This is a genomic window from Streptomyces sp. NPDC054796, assembly GCF_053611545.1.
Genome location: NZ_JBSHAO010000004.1, coordinates 17,779 through 36,685 on the forward strand (window position 1 = coordinate 17,779; position 18,907 = coordinate 36,685).

Consider the following 18,907-nt stretch of genomic DNA (forward strand, 5'->3'; position numbering starts at 1 on the left):
CGCCTCGCCCCGCGCAGCTGTCCCCTCGCGTTGCGGGCCCGCCCCCTCGCGCCGCGGGCCCGCCGCGGCCACCCCGTACGCCGCGCTCGTCGCTGAGACCGGGTGCGCCAGGGCCGAACGCCTGGTCGCGGACCCTGCCGACGGCGAAGCGGGGACCGCCACCGTGCAAGATGGAATCATGGACCTGCGCATTTTCACCGAGCCCCAGCAAGGGGCCAGCTACGACACCCTGCTCTCCGTCGCCAAGGCCACCGAGGACCTCGGCTTCGACGCCTTCTACCGTTCCGACCACTACCTCGTCATGGGCGACTCCGACGGTCTCCCGGGCCCGACCGACGCCTGGATCACCCTCGCCGGGCTCGCCCGTGAGACCAGCCGTATCCGCCTGGGCACGCTGATGACCGCGGCGACCTTCCGTCTCCCCGGTCCGCTCGCCATCCAGGTCGCGCAGGTGGACGCCATGTCGGGCGGCCGGGTCGAGCTGGGCCTCGGCTCGGGGTGGTACGGCGAGGAGCACTCGGCCTACGGCATCCCGTTCCCCAAGGAGAAGTTCGGGCGGCTGGAGGAACAACTGGAGATCATCACCGGGCTGTGGGGCACCCCGGTCGGTGAGAAGTTCCAGTTCGAGGGGACGCACTATCAGCTCAAGGACTCACCCGCGCTGCCCAAGCCCGCGCAGCCGAAGGTCCCCGTGCTGATCGGCGGCCTCGGCAAGGTACGCACACCACGGCTGGCCGCCCGCTTCGCCGACGAGTTCAACATCCCGTTCGCCTCCCTCGATGACACACGTGCACAGTTCGCCCGCGTGCGTGCCGCCGCCGAGGAGCACGGACGGTCGGCGGACGAGCTGGTGTATTCGAACGCGCTGGTCGCCTGCGTCGGCAAGGACGACGCCGAGGTCGCCCGCCGCGCCGCAGCCATCGGAAGGGAGGTGGAGGAACTGAAGGAGAACGGTCTCGCGGGCTCGCCCGCCGAGGTCGTCGACAAGATCGGCCGGTTCGCCGAGGCCGGGACCTCCCGGATCTACTTCCAGATCCTGGACCTGGGCGATCTCGACCACCTTGAGCTGATCGCCCGCGAGGTGGGGACGCAACTGTCGTGACACGTCCCGCGCTCCCGCTCCGTACGGCGCTCGCCCAGGGACCGGTGGCCCTGGACGGCGGGCTCTCCAACCAGTTGGAGGCACAGGGCTGCGATCTCTCGGACGAGCTGTGGTCGGCCCGGCTGCTGGCCGACGACCCGGGACAGATCGAGGAGGCCCACGCGGCGTACGTACGGGCGGGGGCGCGTGCGCTCATCACCAGCAGCTATCAGGCGTCGTTCGAGGGCTTCGCGCGGCGCGGCGTCGGCCGCCGGGAGGCGGAAGGGCTGTTCCGGCGCAGCGTGGAGCTGGCGCGTTCCGCCTCGGGGGACGAGCCGGTGTGGGTGGCGGCCTCGGTCGGCCCGTACGGCGCGGTACTCGCCGACGGCAGCGAGTACCGAGGGCGTTACGGGCTGAGCGTGCAGGAGCTGGAGCGGTTCCACCGGCCGAGGGTGGCGGCACTGGTGGAGGCGGAGCCCGATGTGCTGGCGCTGGAGACGGTGCCGGACGTGACCGAGGCGGAGGCGCTGCTGCGGGCGGTGGAGGGCTGCGGCGTCCCGGTGTGGCTGAGCTACACCGTCGAGGGGGGACGTACGCGGGCGGGGCAGCCGCTGGAGGAGGCGTTCGCGCTGGCGGCGGGCAACGACCAGGTGGTCGCCGTCGGGGTGAACTGCTGCGACGCCGCCGAGGTGGACGCCGCCGTGCGGGCCGCGGTGGACGGCACGGGCAAGCCCGCCGTCGTCTACCCCAACAGCGGCGAGGGCTGGGACGCGCGGGCCCGCGCCTGGCGGGGCGCCGGGACGTTCGACCCGGCGCGGGTCGCGGGCTGGACCGCGCGCGGCGCCCGGCTCGTCGGCGGCTGCTGCCGGGTCGGCCCGGCCCGGATCGCGGCACTGGCGAAGGGGCTGGCGGTGGGGTGAGGGGCGGGGTGGGGGGAGGGGGGAGGGGCCCCTCCCCCCAGTGCGCGCCCCGACCGACGCGTTCATCGTTCCGCCCGCGTGTCGCGCGGTGCTCGGAGAGGATGGGGGGATGGGTTTCCATGTGAACTCCGAGACCGGGCGGCTGCGCCGCGTCATCCTGCACCGGCCCGATCTGGAGCTGAAGCGGCTCACCCCCACCAACAAGGACGACCTCCTCTTCGACGACGTCCTGTGGGTACGTCGCGCACGTCAGGAGCATGACGCGCTCGCGGACGCGCTGCGCGACCGCGGCATCGCCGTCCACCTCTTCGGCGAGCTGCTCGGCGAGACCCTGGCGATTCCCGCGGCCCGTGCGCTGGTGCTGGACCGGGTCTTCGACGAGAAGGAGTACGGGCCCCTCGCCACGGACCTGCTGCGCGCGGCCTTCGAGGAGCTGCCGTCGTTCGAGCTGGCGGACGTGCTGGTGGGCGGTATGACCAAGCGCGAGTACCTGGAGCGGCACCCCGAGCCCGTCTCGGTCCGCTTCCATGTGATGGAGCTGGACGATTTCCTCCTCGCGCCGCTCCCCAACCACCTCTTCACCCGCGACACGTCGGCCTGGGTCTACGACGGTGTGTCCATCAACGCCATGCGCTGGCCCGCGCGCCGCCGCGAGACGGTGCACTTCGAGGCGATCTACCGGCACCATCCCCTCTTCACGGGCGCGGAGGCGGGCGGCTTCCATGTCTGGTCGGAGGGGCAGTCGGCCTACCCGTCCACCATCGAGGGCGGGGACGTGCTGGTCATCGGTGACGGCGCCGTGCTGATCGGGATGAGCGAGCGGACGACGCCGCAGGCCGTCGAGATGCTGGCCCGTGGCCTCTTCGCGGCGGGCTCGGCCCGCAGCATCGTGGCCCTGGACATGCCGAAGCGCCGTGCCTTCATGCATCTGGACACGGTGATGACGATGGTCGACGGGGACACCTTCACGCAGTACGAGGGGCTGGGCATGCTCCGCTCGTACACCATCGAGCCGGGCGTGGGCGACAGCGAGCTGAAGGTCACCGACCATCCGCCCGAGCACATGCACCGCGCCATCGCCGCGGCCCTCGGGCTCGACGGCGTCCGGGTGCTGACGCCCAGTCAGGACGTGCACTCGGCGGAGCGCGAGCAGTGGGACGACGGCTGCAACGTGCTGGCCGTCGAGCCCGGCGTGGTGCTGGCCTACGAGCGGAACGTCACCACCAACACCCATCTGCGCAAGCAGGGCATCGAGGTCCTGGAGATCCCGGGCAGCGAACTGGGCCGGGGCAGGGGCGGGCCGCGCTGCATGAGCTGTCCGGTGGAGCGGGACGCGGTCTAGGCTCCGCTTCCCCCCGGCCCCCTCACCCCCTCACCCCCTCACCCCCTCACCCCCTCGCGCCGCAGCCCCTCGTCCCCTCACCCCGGTTTCCGGTGCCCGGCTCCCGGCTGGTGGTGCGTGAAGTAGTGGGCGAGGGCGGGGTCCGGGGCCGGTACGTCGGTGGGGACGCCGCCCGCGCGCAGTGACGCCGTCGCGGCGGCTCCGGCGGCGACGGCCTCACGGGCCGCGAGCGGCGAGGTGTCGGTGGGGCCGCCCTCGGCGACGAAGCGCAGGAACTCCTCGACGAGCGCCCTGTCCGCGCCGCCGTGCCCGTGCAGCGCGTCCGGTGCGGCGATCTCCTCGGTGTGGTCGGCCTCGGGGCGGTAGCCGGAGCGGCGGCGGTTCCACACCTTGAGCGTGGCCGGGGCGCCCTCGAGTCCGTCGCCGAAGTTCTCCAGCCGTCCCTCGTCACCGATGACGGTGTAGTTGCGCCAGTAGTCGGGGGTGAAGTGGCACTGCTGGTAGCTGGCCAGTACGCCGTTGTCGAGGCGGGCGAGGAGCAGGCTGATGTCCTCGACGTCGACGACCGGGTTCAGCCCGGTGAGCGCGGCGGGCGGCCACACGTCCGGGTCGAACCAGTCCGGCATCCGCGCCGAGCCCGGCCCGCTCCCGTCGTCCCCGTCACCCGGTCCGCCCCCGTCATCGCCACCGTTCCCGTCACCACCGTCCGGCACGCGGCGCGGGTTGGCCCCGTACACCGCGAGGTCGCCCATGGCGGTGACCCCGCGCGTGTGGCCCCCGGCCAGCCAGTGGATGACGTCGAGATCGTGTGCGCCCTTCTGGAGCAGCAGCCCCGTGGTCCTGGCGCGTTCGGCGTGCCAGTCCTTGAAGTAGTAGTCCCCGCCGTGGCCCACGAAGTGGCGGCACCACACCGAGCGGACCCGCCCGATCAGCCCGTCGTCGATCAGCCGCCGCATCCGGCGCAGTACGGGCAGGTGCCGCAGGTTGTGGCCGACGTACAGCCGTGTGCCGGAGTCCCGCGCGGCCCGCAGCAGGTGGTCGCAGTCGGCCATGGTGATGGCGAGCGGCTTCTCGACGAACACCGCGACCCGCGCGGCGAGGAAGAACAGCGCGGTCCGCAGATGCCGGTCGTCCGGGGTGAGGACGAAGACGGCGTCGAGGCCGTCGGCGAGCATGTCCTCGTAGTTCTCGTGCACGGCGGTGCCGGGTCCGAACAGGCCGAGCGCGTCGGCGCGGCCCCGTGGGGAGGGATCCGCGCAGGAGACGACCCGCGCGACGCCCGGACGGTGGGCGTGGGCCGCCAGCGGCGCGCGCTGGCCGACCCCGACGACCCCGATCCGCAGTTCATCCTGCGGCGAACTCCGCGGTTCACTCATGAGCGCGCGCCCTTCCGGTCAGTGGCCGAGCGTCGCACGCAGCGCGGGCTGGAGGGCGTCCCCGTGTGCGCGCACCATGTCGTCGCACAGGTCCCAGATGCGTTCGACGGGCAGCGTCGCCGCGGTGGCCGGGTCGGCCATGGCGGCGTGCCGGATGTGGCGCGGCTCGTCCTCCAGCGCGGCCCGTACGACCAGCTCGTTCATGTGCAGGTAGGTGCTGTTGAGCGCCGCGCACTGCGGCGGCAGGGGGCCGACGCGGGTGGGCTGTACGCCGAGGTCGTCGACGAGGCAGGGGACCTCGACGACCCCGTGCGCGGGCAGGTTGTCGATCAGGCCGTGCCCGTGGTTGGGCACGTTGCCGTAGACGGTGCGGGGTGTGCCTGTGGTGATGCTGTGGATGATCTGGGGCGCGTACTCCATGGTGCCCTCGACCGGGAGGGGGTCCCCGGCTTCGAGCGCCTCGCGGGTCTTCTCGTACGCGGCGACGTTCTCGTCCACGATGTCCAGGTAGGCGCCGACGGGCAGCCGCAGCCGTTCGATCTCGCTGTCGTGGTGCAGGTACCAGGGGACGTACTCGGAGGAGTGCTCGCTGGTCTCGGTCGGGTAGTAGCCGAGGCGCCGGTACATGTCGACGCGTACCCGGCGCCGCAGTTGCGGGTCCTCGGCGACGAGCGCGTCGAGCCGCGGGTACAGGTCGGTGCCGTTCTGTTCAAAGCGCAGCACCCACGCCTGGTGGTTGACCCCGGCGGCGCGGTAGCTGACCTCCTCGTACGGGACCTTCAGCAGCTCGCACAGGTCCCGCATGGTCCAGTACACCGAGTGGCACAGGCCGACGACGCGGGTGAGGCCCGTGGCGCGGGTGAGGTACTGGACGTTCATCGCCATGGGGTTGGTGTAGTTGAGCAGCCAGGCGTCGGGGCACAGCTCGGCGATGTCCTCGCCAAGGGCCTTCAGCACGGGGAAGGTGCGCAGGGCCCGGAAGATGCCGCCGATGCCGAGGGTGTCGCCGATGGTCTGGCGCAGGCCGTAGCGGGCGGGCACGTCGAAGTCGGTACGGGTGGCCTCGCGCATGCCGACCTGGATGATGTTGATGACGAAGTCGGCGCCGTCGAGCGCCTCGCGACGGTCGGGGTGCGCGGTGATGCGGGGTGCGGCGGCGCGGGTCTCGGCGATGAGGTCGGCCGCGGCGTGTGCGGTGGCCAGGCGGTCGGCGTCGATGTCGTGCAGGGCGATGTGGACGTCCTTGAGTTCGGGGAACTCGAAGAGGTCGGCGAGCAGGCCCTGGGTGAACACGACGCTTCCCGCGCCGATGAACGCGATCTTCTTGGCGGCGGTTCCGCTCTTCGGGGCAGCGGCTGTGGCCGGGGTGGTGGCCGTGGCTGTGGTCGGGGTGGTGGTGGTCGTCACCGTGGTCGTCCTCACTGGCTTCGTCACTGGTTCTACTGGTTCTCTCGGTTGCGGGTCGCGGCGGCGAGGGCCTCGTCCCAGGTCGGCTGTGCCGTGGTGCCGCCGTGGGCCCGGGTGGACAGGGCGCCGCAGGCGGCGGCGAGTTCGAGCGCCTGCTCGGGCGGCAGCCCGGCGAGGACGGCGGCGAGGTAGCCCGCGTTGAAGCTGTCGCCCGCGCCGACGGTGTCCAACGGCCGCACGGGCGTGCCCCGGGTGCGCAGCGGGGTGCGCCCGTCGTAGGCGAGGGCGCCCTTGCCGCCGTTCTTGACGATCACGCGGGGGCCGTAAGCGGCGAGCCGTGCCGCGGCCGACTCCAGGGACACGGCGGAAGGTCCTGCCAGGGGCCCCGCCAGGGCCAGCGCCTCCTGCGCGTTGGGCAGCAGGAAGTCGACGAGCGGGAGCACCGTCGCCAGCCCTGCCGGGTCCCACTGGCCGTCGGGGTCGTCGTTGGTGTCCAGGGAGGTGGTGGCTCCGTGTGCGCGCGCCGTCTCCAGCAGCCCCGGCAGTCCGGCGGCCAGCTCCGGCATCAGGAAGTAGGAGGCGGCGTGCACGTGCCTGCTGCGCGCCAGCAGGTCTGCCGGTATGTCGTCGGGACGGGTGGCGCCGAGGGTTCCGGAGGCGGTGAGGATGGCGCGGTCGTCGTCCCGGGTGATCACGGCGGTGAGCGGGGTGGGCAGCGCGGGGTCGACGCGCAGCGCCTCGGTGTCGACGCCCCGCGCGTCGAGCCTGGCGCGGACGAAGCGCCCGGCGTCGTCGTCGCCGATCCGCCCCGCGAAGGCGACGCTGAGGCCGAGTCTGGCCGCGCCGCACGCGGTGATCGCGGCGGAGCCGCCGAGCGTGAGCATGCCGGTGGAGACGAGCTGTTCGCGCTGTCCGAAGGCGAGGGGCTCGTGCAGCGGGCCGAGGACGACGTCCGGGTTGGCGTCGCCGATGACGAGCAGGTCGAAGGTGTGCGGCATGAGCTGTCCTTGCCGTGCGGTGGTGTGGCCGGGGGTCGGGAACGGGGCGGGGCGTGCGGTCTACGGGAAGGGGCGGGGGTGCGCGCGGCGCTAGCCCTTGAGCCCGCTGGAGGTGATGGACCGGATGAACGACTTCTGCGCGGCCAGGAAGGCGAGCAGCACCGGCAGCACGGTGATCACGTTGCCCGCCATGACGGCCGCCCACTGGGTGTGGTGCACGCCCTGGAACGTCGTCAGCCCGAGCTGGAGCGTGTAGTGGCTGTCGTGGTGGATGGCGATGAGCGGCCAGGTCAGGTCGTTCCAGGTGGTGAGGAACGTCAGGACGGCGACGGTGCTCAGCGCGGGCCTGGACAGCGGCAGCACGATGAGGAACAGCACCCGCAGCCGTGAGCAGCCGTCGAGCCAGGCGGCCTCCTCCAGCTCCCTGGGCAGGGAGAGGAAGAACTGCCGCAGCAGGAACACGGCGAACGGTGTCACCAGCGACGGGACGATCAGCGCCCCCAGCGAGTCGATGAGCCCGAGCCGCTTCATGACGAGGAACGTCGGGATCATCGTGAGCTGGAAGGGGATCGCCATCGTGCCCAGCATCAGCACCAGCAGGAGCCGGGAGCCCGCGAACCGCATCCTGGCGAACGCGTAGCCGCCGAGCGCCCCGAACAGCAGGTTGGAGGTGACGGTGACGGCGGAGACGATCAGCGAGTTGGCGAACCACTGGGGGAAGAGGGCGTTGCCCAGTACGTACCGGTAGCCGTCGAGGTGGATGCCCGAGGGCCACAGGGCCGGCGGGAACCTGTTGATCTCGGCGTTGCTCATCACGGAGCTGAGCAGCAGCCACAGCAGGGGGAGGGCGAAGAGCAGGGCCAGCGGGGCCAGCACCAGGTGCCAGGGGCTGAACGGCAGGCGTACGCGGAGACGGCCGTTGCCGCCGCGCGGTGTGGAGGTCGCGGTCATCGTGCTGCCCCCTGAATGGTGCTGGTGCCGGTGCCGGTGCCGGTGCCGGTGCCGGTGCTGGTACGGGTACTGGTTCCGGCGTCGCTGCCACTGACGGCGCCGCTCTCGGCGCCGTCACCGTTGCCGTTGCGTCGGCGCCGTACCAGCCGCAGGCACCCGGCGATCGCGAACAGCGCCAGGGCCAGTACATAGGCGGCTGCCGCGCCGTAGCCCGCGGTGAAGTTCTTGAACGCCTGCTCCCAGATGAAGTAGACGATCACGGTGGTGGAGCCGAGCGGCCCGCCCTTGGTCGTCACGTACACCAGGTCGAAGACCTGGAGCGCGTTGATCGTCTGCCACAGCAGCAGGAACACGCTGACCGGCAGCAGCGTGGGCAGGACGACGTGGCGCAGCAACTGCCGTCTGTTCGCGCCGTCCAGCCGGGCCGCTTCGGTGAGGGACTGCGGTACGTCCTGGAGCGCGGCGAGGTAGATCACGACGCAGAACCCGGTGCCGCTCCACAGGGAGATGGCGACGAGGACGAGCAGCGCCTGTCCGGGGTCGGTGAGGAAGCCCTGTGGTGAGACGCCCAGGGAGTGCAGCACCGCGTTGGCGGCGCCGAACTCCGGGTCGAGGATGAAGGAGAAGAGCACGCCCTGGGCCGTGGCCGAGACGATGAACGGCACGAAGATCAGGACGCGGTACAGGCCGACCAGCCGGATGCGCCGGTTCAGCAGGAGTGCGAGTGCGAGGCCGAGTCCCATGCTGAGGGGCACGTAGAGGACGGTGTAGAGCACCGTGTTGCGTATCGCCTGGCTGAAGTGCGGGTCCTGGCTCAGCGCGCGGTAGTTGTCGAGCCCGACCCAGCGGCTCGGGGTGATCAGGTCGTCCGCCTGGAAGGAGAGCAGCAGGGACCAGAGGACGGGGACGACGCTCAGCCCGAGGATGATCAGGACGGCGGGGGAGACGAACAGGTACGCCGTCCAGGAGCTGTCGGGCCCGCGGCGGCGCTTGCGGCCCGGTGCTTTCCGTCCGTCGTCCGGCCGGTCGTCCGCGCGGTCATGTCGCCGGCCGCGCCGCTGACGGCCGCGTTCGCGTGCGTCGTCGGAGAGCGTGAGGGGTGCGGGAAGAGAGGGCATGGGCTGATGACTCCTCAACGCGGGATGATCAACGCGGCGTTGGCCTGGTCGGCGCAGCGGCGCAGTGCCGCGGCCGGTGTGCTCTTGCCGAGAAGTACGGAGACGATGGCTTCGCCCAGCGCCGCTGAGATCTGCGCGTAGGCGGGGTGGACGGGCCGTACGCGCGCCGTCTCCAGCGTGTCGGTGAACGTCCGCAGGCCCGGTGTCCCGGCGCTCTTCTTCCGCCAGGCGGGCAGTGCCTCGGTGCGGCGGCTCAGGGGGAGGCTGCCCGCGTCGATGTCCCAGCGGACGTCCTGTTCGGGCTGCGTCAGCCATCTGACGAAGGTCTGCGCGGCCTTCAGCCGTGCGCCGCCGTTGTCGAAGACGGCCCAGGTGTCGGGCCCGGAGATGGTGAGGGGGCGACCGCTGTAGCTCGGCAGCGGCACCACGTGGTAGTCGACCTTCGCCTGCTGGATGTCAGGGAGCTGCCAGGGCCCCGTGACGGCCATGCCCATGCGCCCGGAGAGGAAGACCTGGTACATCTGGTCGCTGCCGGGCTTGGGGTCGATGTAGACGCTCTTGTCGCGGGCCAGCGCCGCCACCGTCTCCAGGGCGCGGACCCCGGTGTCGGCGAAGCCGATGCTGCGGCCGTCCTCGTGGATGACGTCGCCGCCCAGGTCCCACACCATCGGCCACAGCCGCCACACCGTGTCCTCGTCGCCGACCCCGGGCCAGCCGGTGCCGAAGACGCCCCGCTCCCGGTCGGTCAGCCGCTTGGCGACGTCCTGGAAGTCCCGCCAGCGCCAGCCGGGTTCGGGCAGCGGCACCCCGGCCTCGCGGAAGAGCTTCTTGTTGCACACGACGGCGAGGGAGTCGAGCAGCGCGGGCGCGGCGCGCACCTGCCCTTTGACGGTGACGGCCGCGCGCGCCGCGGGCCAGTAGTTCTTCCAGGGGGTGGGGCCCTCGGCCATGGTGTCGGTCAGGTTCGCGACCTGGGGGCTGAGGGCGACGCCCGCGAGGTCCGAGCCGAAGATGTAGGCGATGTCCGGGTAGGCGCCGGAGGCGAGTGCCGCGGTCACCTTCTGGAGCATCGCGTCCGCGACCACACCGGCGCCGGGGACGACCCGGATGTCCGGGTGCTCCCTGTTGAACCGGTCGACGAGCGCCTCGATCGCCGTGCGGGCCGTGTCCGTCTGACCGTGCCACAGCTCGACGGTGACGCGCCCGCCGCTCTCCCCGCCGCCCGCCGCACCGCCGTCGCTGCCGCAGCCCGCGAGCGCGGCGGAGGCGAGGGCCGCGCCGGCCGCCGTCGCGCCCTGCCGCAGGACACGGCGTCGCGAGGGGCGCCCGCGCGTGTGCTGACCGTGCCCGCCGCGCTGACCGGGCTGACGGAGCTGACGGAGCTGACCGAGCTGACGGTATGCCATCTGGAACCTCCACGGGAGGAACGGGGGAGTGGGTGGCGTGGGGGCGATGTGGGGTGGCGCGGGGGAGGCCGCGAGAACCGGGAGGACCGCGAGACCGGCAGGACCGCGAGGGGGTCCCGGACGCATCGTGGGGCCGTCCCGCTAGGGGATACGGGACGGCCCCACGGGCCACCGGCAGGGGGAGCCTGCCGGTGGCGGAAGGAGGGGAGCGGCGGGCCGCCGCGGGGGAGGCGGCCGGAGCCCCGGTGCACGGTTCACGGTCCTGGACCGCTTCCGTGCCCGGCTCCTGGCCTGCACCGGCGTACCAGCCGCGGGCAACCCTCGTGGTCGAACGATCGGACGGCCGGACCGTGCCGTCGGCACCCTTCGAAGGCGCGTCGGCGCCCTTCGGGGCCCGTGTCGCTCCGTGCTCCGTCAGCAGGTCTCGCGCAGGTAATCCGCGTGCCCGGCGGGCCTGACGTCCTTGTCCCGGCGCACGATGCTCAGCTGGTCGCCCCATCCCTCGCAGGCGGTGGCCAGGCCCTCTGCCGAATACTCGATGACGATGACGTGGTCACCGAACTCCTTGACGTAGCCGTCGCATTCGGTCCACTTGCCGCACTCCTCGGCGATGGCGAAGTCCAGGCCCACCGACTCGCGGTCGGCGGAGAGTTCGACGGTGTTCTTCTGCGCGACCGCCAGGTTCCGCTCGTGGGCGTGGTCGGCGATGAGGCCCAGGAGGGACTTGGCCTGGTCCGGGGTGAGGTAGTCCTCGTAGCGGTCGAAGGTGTCGTAGTTGTCGGGCTCGACGGCCTGGAAGCCCTTCTCGGCGCACTCGTCGACCCAGCCGTTGACCTTCTTCGCGATGCGCTCGCGCTTGTCCTTGGTCGTCAGGTCGAGGACGGCCTCGCCCCACTCGCTGTCGTACACGACCTCGCCGTTGTCGTCGTGCAGCAGCAGGTCGGAGTCCCACTCCTTCTCCGCGCCGGGCTGCGTCTGGAAGGCGTTGACGTAGCAGATGTTGTAGAGGCCGTCGGCCGGGGTGCTCTTGTGGTCACGGCTGACCACCTCGACGCCGTCGGGCGGGGTGTAGGCGCCGCCGATCTGGTAGTCGAAGTCCGCGTGCGTGGGGGGCAGGGTCACCGAGGCGGGCGCAGCGGACCGGGCGGTGTCCGCCGCGGGTCTGACGGCGTCCGCCGCGGTGGGTATCAGCACCCCGCCCGCCACGGCTGCGACGACCGCGGCAAGGGTGGCGAGACCTCGACGAGAACGAAGAACACGGGGGGTGTTCATCATCGAACTCCTGATGATCTGGGGGTACGTCCCCGCCTCGGACGCTGACAGCGATCCTGGCGACTTTGTCCGGACTGGTGGTGTGCACCACCGTGTACCGGCTAGGCGTACCTCTGACGCAGGGAGCGCGTCCCGTGCGTCGACCGTAGTAAAACGAGCACGATCGGGCGTGTCAAGAGTAGGAAAGTGCGCGCGATGCACCCGTTCCGCACAGTTTCGCGCAGTGTGTCGGAGGGGGCGGGCCTTCGCGGGGAAGGGGTCTCCGGGGTCGGTGGGCGGGAGCCCGGAGGACTGCCCTACCGTATACAGATACGGTCAATCGTATAGACTTCCGTCCTTCGTACCTGTCGAACGCGGCGTTCCCGGCCGAGCGCGGCGATAGCCACCTAGGAGCCCCTCATGGCGACAAACCTCAAGGGCCGCCACTTCCTCAAGGAACTGGACTTCTCGCCGGAGGAGTTCCGTCATCTGCTCACGCTCGCGGCGGAGCTGAAGGCCGCCAAGAAGGCGGGCACCGAGCGGCAGCGACTGCGCGGGCGCAACATCGCCCTCGTCTTCGAGAAGACCTCGACCCGCACCCGCTGCGCCTTCGAGGTCGCCGCCGCCGACCAGGGCGCCGCCACCACCTACCTCGACCCCTCCGGTTCGCAGATCGGGCACAAGGAGTCCGTCAAGGACACCGCCCGGGTGCTGGGCCGGATGTTCGACGGGATCGAGTACCGGGGCAGCGGCCAGTCCATCGTCGAGGAGCTGGCCGAGTACGCCGGGGTCCCCGTCTTCAACGGCCTCACCGACGAGTGGCACCCCACCCAGATGCTGGCCGACGCGCTCACCATGACCGAGCACGCGCCCGGCAAACCACTGGAAGAGCTGGTCTTCGCCTACCTCGGCGACGCCCGCTCCAACATGGGCAACTCCTACCTCGTCACCGGCGCACTCCTCGGCATGGACGTGCGCGTCGTCGCGCCGCGCGGTCTGTGGCCCGAGGACGCGGTCGTCGCCGAGGCCCGCGCGCTCGCCGAGCGCACCGGCGCGCGCGTCACGCTCACCGAGGACGTGGCCGAGGGGGTGCGCGGCGCGGACTTCGTCGCCACCGACGTGTGGGTCTCCATGGGGGAGCCCAAGGAGGTCTGGGACGAGCGCATCGCGCTGCTGCGCCCGTACGCCGTGACCATGGACGTACTGCGCGCCACCGGCAACGACCACGTCAAGTTCCTGCACTGCCTGCCCGCCTACCACGACCTTGGTACCGCGGTCGGCAGGGAGATACACGAGCGCCACGGGCTCGACTCCCTGGAGGTCACCGACGAGGTCTTCGAGTCCGCCGAGCACTCCGTCGTCTTCGACGAGGCGGAGAACCGGATGCACACGATCAAGGCCGTTCTCGTCGCGACGCTCGCGGGCGACTGACCGGCGCCCGGGATGGGGTGTGCGCATAGTCATACACGATTATGCGGAACCATTCATTCCGCATGGTTACGATGGAAGCGTTCCGAGGGGTCAGGGCACCGCGTCCGGGCCCCTCTCCTTTTGCTCCACCGGAAAGACCCGCCATGCCCCGTCCCGGACTCCGCGTCAAGTCCCCCGATCTGCTCGTCGCCGAGTCCGGCGCCGACCGCGAGGGCCACGGCCTCAAGCGCACCATCGGCCCCTTCCAGCTCGTCTGCTTCGGCGTCGGCGCGATCGTGGGCACCGGCATCTTCGTCGGCCTGTCCGACACGGTCGCCGAGGCGGGGCCCGCCGTCATCATCTCCTTCGTGCTCGCGGCCATCACCTGCATCTTCACCGCCTTCTCCTTCGCCGAGCTGGGCGGTGCGATCCCGGTCTCCGGCAGCTCGTACTCCTACACCTACGCCACCCTCGGCGAACGCGCCGCCTTCCTCGTCGGCTGGTGCCTGCTGCTGGAGTACGGCGTCTCCGTCTCCGCCGTCGCCATCGGCTGGGGCCAGTACCTCAACGAACTGCTCCACAACACCATCGGCTGGCAGATCCCCGCCGCGCTCGCCGACGCACCCGGGCACGGCGGCGTCGTCAACGTCCCCGCCGTCATCGTGCTGCTGCTCGCCGCGACGCTGCTGGTGCGCGGCGTACGGGAGAGCGCCCGCGCGACCGCCGCGATGGCCGTGATCAAGATCGGCATCCTGCTGCTGTTCTGCGCCATCGCCTTCACCGCCTTCGAGGCGGGCAACCTCAGCCCCTTCGCGCCCGAGGGCATCGGCGGGATCGGCGCGGGCGCCTCGCTCGCCTTCTTCTCCTTCATCGGCTTCGACGCGATCTCCACGGCGGGCGAGGAGGTCAAGAACCCGCGGCGCAACATCCCGCTGGCCATCCTCGTCACCATCGGCGTCGTCACCCTCCTCTACTGCCTGGTCTCCGTCGCCGCGCTCGGCGCGATGCCCTGGCAGGACGTCGGCGGCAAGCCCGCGGCGCTCTCGCTGATCGTCAACCACGCGACGGGCTCCACGTTCGGCAGCACCGTCATCGCCGTCGGCGCGGTCGTGGCCATCGCGTCCGTCGTGCTCGCGGTGATGTACGGGCAGACCCGCATCCTGATGTCCATGTCCCGCGACGGGCTGATGCCGAAGGTCTTCGAGCGGGTCTCGCCAAAGACGGCGACGCCTGTGGCGAACACCTGGATCGTCGCCGTCGTCTTCGCCGTGCCGGCGGCCGTGGTGCCGCTCGACGTCGTCCTCGACATGACGGTGATCGGCACGCTCGCGATCATGGCCGTGGTCAACATCTGTGTGATCGCGCTGCGGCGCAGCAGGCCGGGGCTGGAGCGGCGGTTCCGCGTGCCCATGTATCCGGTGGCGCCTGTGCTCGGGGTCGCCTTCAGCGTCTACCTCATGTGGGGGTTGCCCTGGGTGACGTGGGTCCAGTTCGCGGGGTTCCTCGTCCTGGGCCTGCTCCTCTACACCTTCTACGCCCGCCACCACTCCCGCCTCCCCCTTCGCGGGGCGCGCTAGGAAACGCAGGGTGGCCCCTTCACCGGGTAGCACCCCTCCACGGGGTTCGAGGCTGACCGCCTCACGGGGTGCCCGGTTTATCGGGGGTGCCTCTTGGGGGTTCGTTCGCGTGCGTCGGTCCGGTGGCACGGGTTGTGCCCACCCTCCCCCAGCTACCGCTGGGAGGTGCCCCCTCGCCGAGCGGGACGCTTGCCCACAACAAGGGTGGGCCCCTCCGCCGCGGCACCGGTCCGCAACAGTGGCGCACCGGCGCCACGGCGGAGGTGCCCCACAACATGGGGGCACCCGGACCGGCCACCGGCGGATAGTTGGCCACCGAGTGGGAGGGGACGTGGTGGGGTGTCCCCGCAGGTCGAGAAAGTCACCGGCCGAAAGACGAACACGAGACCTTCACGCCGAGGAGACACCCCGGCGCGGCGCCGACCCCCACCACACAGCAACCCACATGGCCACCGGCGCAAGCCAAGAATCACGCGGCGCCAGCCGCACCGCACCGCAACCACACGCCGCGCCGTAGCCACCGGCCCGCACCCGAAGAACGCCGCACCCCGTGACGCGGCACAAAAATCAGCGCGGGACCCTACGGCACCCACCTCACAGGCCAACCGTCCCGCGCAACACCCCCGGCGAAGGGGGCACCCCGAAACGCCGAACCACACAGCGCAGCGCCGGCCATCTATCGCGCACCCGTGACGGCAGTCACGAACCGGTGATACGTTCGCGACGTCGGAACCGAACCGCACCGCCCCACGCCAGTGCCCGCGAGGAGGCAGAGGTCATGAGCCCGTTCACGGGGTCAGCCGGACACACCGGCACGTGGCACCACCTGCGCGTCACCCGTGACGACACCGCGGAAGGCGTCGTCACCGTCACACTCGCCAGACCGGACAAGCTGAACGCGCTCACGTTCGGCGCCTACGCCGACCTCCGCGACCTCCTCGCCGAGCTGGCCCGCGAGAAGAAGACCCGCGCCCTCGTACTCGCGGGCGAAGGCCGCGGCTTCTGTTCCGGCGGCGACGTGGACGAGATCATCGGCGCCACCCTCGGCATGGACACCGCCCGCATCCTGGACTTCAACCGCATGACGGGCCAGGTCGTGCGGGCCATCCGCGAGGCCCCGTTCCCCGTGGTCGCGGCCGTCCACGGCGCCGCCGCGGGGGCGGGCGCCGTGCTCGCGCTCGCGGCCGACTTCCGGGTCGCCGACCCGACCGCACGCTTCGCGTTCCTCTTCACCCGTGTCGGACTGTCCGGCGGCGACATGGGCGCCGCCTATCTGCTGCCCCGCGTGGTCGGCCTCGGCCACGCGACCCGCATCCTCATGCTCGGTGACCCTGTCCGCGCACCCGAAGCGGAACGTATCGGCCTGATCAGCCAGCTCACCGAGGAGGGCCAGGCGCACGAGGCGGCCCAGCGGCTGGCCCGGCGCCTGGCCGAGGGCCCCGCACTCGCGTACGCGCAGACGAAGGCGCTGCTCACGGCCGAGCTGGACCTCCCGCTCGCGGCGGCGGTCGAGATGGACGCGGCCACCCAGGCCCTGCTGATGCACAGCGCGGACTACGCCGAGTTCCACGCTGCCTTCACCGAGAAGCGGAACCCCAAGTGGCAGGGCAGGTAGCCCCCAGCGCCGCCGCGCCGATGACCCGCTCCGCCGCCACGCCGACGACGCCTCGTGCTGCCGCCGCGCCGACGACCCGCGCCGCCGCCACGCCGACAACTCGTATCGCCGTCATCGGCGGCGGCCCCGGCGGCCTCTACGCCGCGGCCCTCCTCAAGCGCCTCGACCCCTCCCGCGACGTCACCGTCTTCGAACGCAACGCGCCCGACGACACCTTCGGCTTCGGCGTCGTCCTCTCCGACGAGACCCTCGGCGGCATCGAGCACGCCGACCCCGCCGTCTTCGCCGCGCTCCAGAACGAGTTCGTGCGCTGGGACGACATCGACGTGCTGTACCGGGGCCGCGTCCTGACGTCGGGCGGCCACGGCTTCGCCGCGCTGGGGCGGCGGCGACTGCTCGCGGTGCTCCACGCGCGCTGCCGGGATCTCGGGGTGCGCCTCCGCTTCCGTACGCAGGCGCCGTCGGCGGCGACGCTGGCCGAGACGTGCGACCTGGTCGTCGCCGCCGACGGCGTGCACAGCGCCACCCGCGAGGCCCACGCCGACGCGTTCCGTCCGACGGTGACCACACACCGTTGCCGCTACATCTGGCTCGCCGCCGACTTCGCGCTGGACGCGTTCCGTTTCGAGATCGCGGAGACCCCGCACGGCGTGTTCCAACTGCACGCGTACCCCTACGCGGCCCCGTCCCCCGAGCACCCCGACGGCGCCTCCACCGTCATCGTCGAGACCCGCGAGGAGGTCTGGCGCGCGGCCGGGCTCGACGCGATGGACGAGCGGGCCTCCGCCGAGGCGTGCGCCAAGCTGTTCGCCGCGACGCTGGAGGGGCGCGCGCTGCGCGGCAACAACTCGCAGTGGATCGCGTTCCGTACGGTCGTCAACGAGCACTGGTCGCACGGCCGCACCGTCCTCCTCGGCGATGCCGCGCACACCGCGCACTTCTCGATCGGCTCGGGCACCAAGCTGGCCGTCGAGGATGCCCTCGCGCTGGCGGCCTGTGTGGAGGAGCAGCCCGACCTGCCGTCGGCGCTGGCCGCGTACGAGGCCGAGCGGCGCCCCGTCGTCGCGTCCACGCAGCGGGCCGCGCGCGCGAGTTTGGAGTGGTTCGAGGACCTGGCCACCTACACGGGCCAGCCGCCACGCCAGTTCGCCTTCAATCTGCTGACCCGCAGCCGCCGCGTCACCCACGACAACCTGCGGCTGCGCGACGCGGACTTCGTCGCCTCAGTGGAACGCGAGGTGTGCGGAACCGGGGACGACACAGGGGAAGCCACCGGGGACGACACAAAGGACACCGGCGGCACACCCCCGATGTTCACCCCCTTCCCGCTGCGCGGACTGACCCTGCGCAACCGGATCGTCGTCTCGGCCATGGACATGTACTCGGCCGACGGCGAGGGCACACCCGGCGACTTCCACCTCGTCCACCTGGGCGCCCGCGCCCTCGGCGGCGCGGGCCTCACCATGACGGAGATGGTGTGCGTCTCTGCGCAGGGCCGCATCACCCCCGGCTGCACGGGCCTGTGGACGGACGCGCAGGAGGCGGCCTGGCGCCGCGTCACCCGCTTCGCGCACGAGGCGTCACCGGGCGCCGCCATCGGCGTGCAGCTCGGCCACTCGGGCCGCAAGGGCTCGACGCGGCTCATGTGGGACGGCATCGACCAGCCGCTCCCGGAGGGCAACTGGCCGCTGGTGGCGCCCTCACCCCTCCCGTACCGCGAGGGCGTCAACCAGATACCGCACGAGCTGACCAGCGCCGAACTGGACGCGATACGCGAGGACTTCGCGGCAGCGGCCGAGCGCGCCGTGCGCTGCGGCTTCGACCTGCTCGAACTCCACTGCGCCCACGGCTATCTGCTCTCCAGCTTCCTCTCCCCGCTGACCAACCACCGCACCGACGCCTACGGCGGCGATATCACCGGACGGCTGCGCTTCCCCCTCGAAGTCTTCGACGCCGTACGCGCGATCTGGCCCGCCGAGCGGCCCATGACCGTGCGGATCTCCGCGACCGACTGGGCCGAGGGCGGCACCAGCGCCGAGGACGCGCTCGCCATCGCCGCCGCCTTCGCGGAGCACGGGGCCGACGCGCTCGACGTGTCCACGGGCCAGGTCGTGCCCGACGAACGCCCCGACTTCGGGCGCTCCTACCAGACCCCGTACGCCGACCGCATACGCAACACCCTCGGTGTCCCCGTGATCGCGGTCGGCGCCATCTCCTCCTGGGACGACGTCAACTCCCTCGTCCTCGCGGGCCGCGCCGACCTGTGCGCCCTGGCCCGCCCGCACCTCTACGACCCGCACTGGACCCTGCACGCCGCCGCAGACCAGGGGTACGAGGGGCCGGGCGCGCCCTGGCCGCTGCCGTACCGCGCGGGAAGCCGCAAGCCGCCGACGGGGCGCACGGACGCGCCCAAGCCCAGGCTCACCCTCTGACGCGCGGGCGGAGCGGAGCGCCG

The 18,907-nt window shown here is 71.8% G+C and carries 14 protein-coding genes; 7 read left to right on the forward strand and 7 right to left on the reverse strand.

Annotation, left to right across the window (positions count from 1 at the left end):
- Positions 1 to 178: 178 nt before the first annotated feature.
- From ACWGJ2_RS04700 to ACWGJ2_RS04710, 3 genes are all read left to right on the forward strand, one after another.
- Positions 179 to 1,102 carry an LLM class F420-dependent oxidoreductase gene (locus ACWGJ2_RS04700; protein ID WP_453344491.1) on the forward strand — a complete coding sequence of 308 codons (924 nt, stop codon included), beginning with the start codon at positions 179 to 181 and terminating at the stop codon, positions 1,100 to 1,102.
- Positions 1,099 to 2,001: a homocysteine S-methyltransferase gene (mmuM, locus tag ACWGJ2_RS04705; protein ID WP_453344492.1), complete on the forward strand. Its 903-nt coding sequence runs from the start codon at positions 1,099 to 1,101 to the stop codon at positions 1,999 to 2,001. The genes ACWGJ2_RS04700 and mmuM overlap by 4 nt, the downstream gene beginning before the upstream one ends.
- 109 nt (positions 2,002 to 2,110) lie before the next feature.
- Positions 2,111 to 3,343: an arginine deiminase gene (locus ACWGJ2_RS04710; protein ID WP_453344493.1), complete on the forward strand. Its 1,233-nt coding sequence runs from the start codon at positions 2,111 to 2,113 to the stop codon at positions 3,341 to 3,343.
- A 77-nt stretch (positions 3,344 to 3,420) separates the two neighbouring features.
- On the opposite strand, the gene ACWGJ2_RS04715 is transcribed toward ACWGJ2_RS04710, so the two are convergent.
- The 7 genes from ACWGJ2_RS04715 to ACWGJ2_RS04745 form a co-directional block, all read right to left on the reverse strand.
- Complete coding sequence (locus ACWGJ2_RS04715; RefSeq protein WP_453344494.1) at positions 3,421 to 4,719, reverse strand: Gfo/Idh/MocA family protein; 1,299 nt, start codon at positions 4,717 to 4,719, stop codon at positions 3,421 to 3,423.
- 18 nt (positions 4,720 to 4,737) lie between these two features.
- Positions 4,738 to 6,039 carry an alpha-galactosidase gene (gene melA, locus ACWGJ2_RS04720; RefSeq protein WP_453344670.1) on the reverse strand — a complete coding sequence of 434 codons (1,302 nt, stop codon included), beginning with the start codon at positions 6,037 to 6,039 and terminating at the stop codon, positions 4,738 to 4,740.
- 119 nt (positions 6,040 to 6,158) lie between these two features.
- Positions 6,159 to 7,124, reverse strand: coding sequence for a carbohydrate kinase family protein (locus ACWGJ2_RS04725; protein WP_453344495.1), 966 nt, complete (start codon positions 7,122 to 7,124; stop codon positions 6,159 to 6,161).
- Between the two features lie 90 nt (positions 7,125 to 7,214).
- Positions 7,215 to 8,075, reverse strand: a complete 861-nt coding sequence (locus ACWGJ2_RS04730) for a carbohydrate ABC transporter permease (protein WP_453344496.1) — start codon at positions 8,073 to 8,075, stop codon at positions 7,215 to 7,217.
- Positions 8,072 to 9,193, reverse strand: coding sequence for a carbohydrate ABC transporter permease (locus ACWGJ2_RS04735; RefSeq protein WP_453344497.1), 1,122 nt, complete (start codon positions 9,191 to 9,193; stop codon positions 8,072 to 8,074). Before ACWGJ2_RS04735 ends, ACWGJ2_RS04730 begins: the two co-directional genes overlap by 4 nt.
- A 14-nt stretch (positions 9,194 to 9,207) precedes the next feature.
- A complete protein-coding gene (locus tag ACWGJ2_RS04740) occupies positions 9,208 to 10,599 on the reverse strand; it encodes an ABC transporter substrate-binding protein (protein ID WP_453344498.1) in 1,392 nt (463 codons plus the stop codon).
- 414 nt (positions 10,600 to 11,013) lie between these two features.
- A complete protein-coding gene (locus tag ACWGJ2_RS04745) occupies positions 11,014 to 11,871 on the reverse strand; it encodes an endo alpha-1,4 polygalactosaminidase (RefSeq protein WP_453344499.1) in 858 nt (285 codons plus the stop codon).
- Positions 11,872 to 12,270: 399 nt separating this feature from the next.
- On the opposite strand from ACWGJ2_RS04745, the gene argF reads away from it, so the two are divergent.
- From argF to ACWGJ2_RS04765, 4 genes are all read left to right on the forward strand, one after another.
- Positions 12,271 to 13,281, forward strand: a complete 1,011-nt coding sequence (gene argF, locus ACWGJ2_RS04750; protein WP_453344500.1) for an ornithine carbamoyltransferase — start codon at positions 12,271 to 12,273, stop codon at positions 13,279 to 13,281.
- 143 nt (positions 13,282 to 13,424) lie between these two features.
- Positions 13,425 to 14,837: an amino acid permease gene (locus tag ACWGJ2_RS04755; RefSeq protein WP_453344501.1), complete on the forward strand. Its 1,413-nt coding sequence runs from the start codon at positions 13,425 to 13,427 to the stop codon at positions 14,835 to 14,837.
- Positions 14,838 to 15,615: 778 nt separating this feature from the next.
- On the forward strand, positions 15,616 to 16,452 hold the full coding sequence (locus ACWGJ2_RS04760; protein ID WP_453344502.1) for an enoyl-CoA hydratase family protein: 837 nt from the start codon (positions 15,616 to 15,618) through the stop codon (positions 16,450 to 16,452).
- A 20-nt stretch (positions 16,453 to 16,472) separates the two neighbouring features.
- On the forward strand, positions 16,473 to 18,884 hold the full coding sequence (locus ACWGJ2_RS04765) for a bifunctional salicylyl-CoA 5-hydroxylase/oxidoreductase (protein WP_453344671.1): 2,412 nt from the start codon (positions 16,473 to 16,475) through the stop codon (positions 18,882 to 18,884).
- The last annotated feature ends 23 nt before the right edge of the window (positions 18,885 to 18,907 follow it).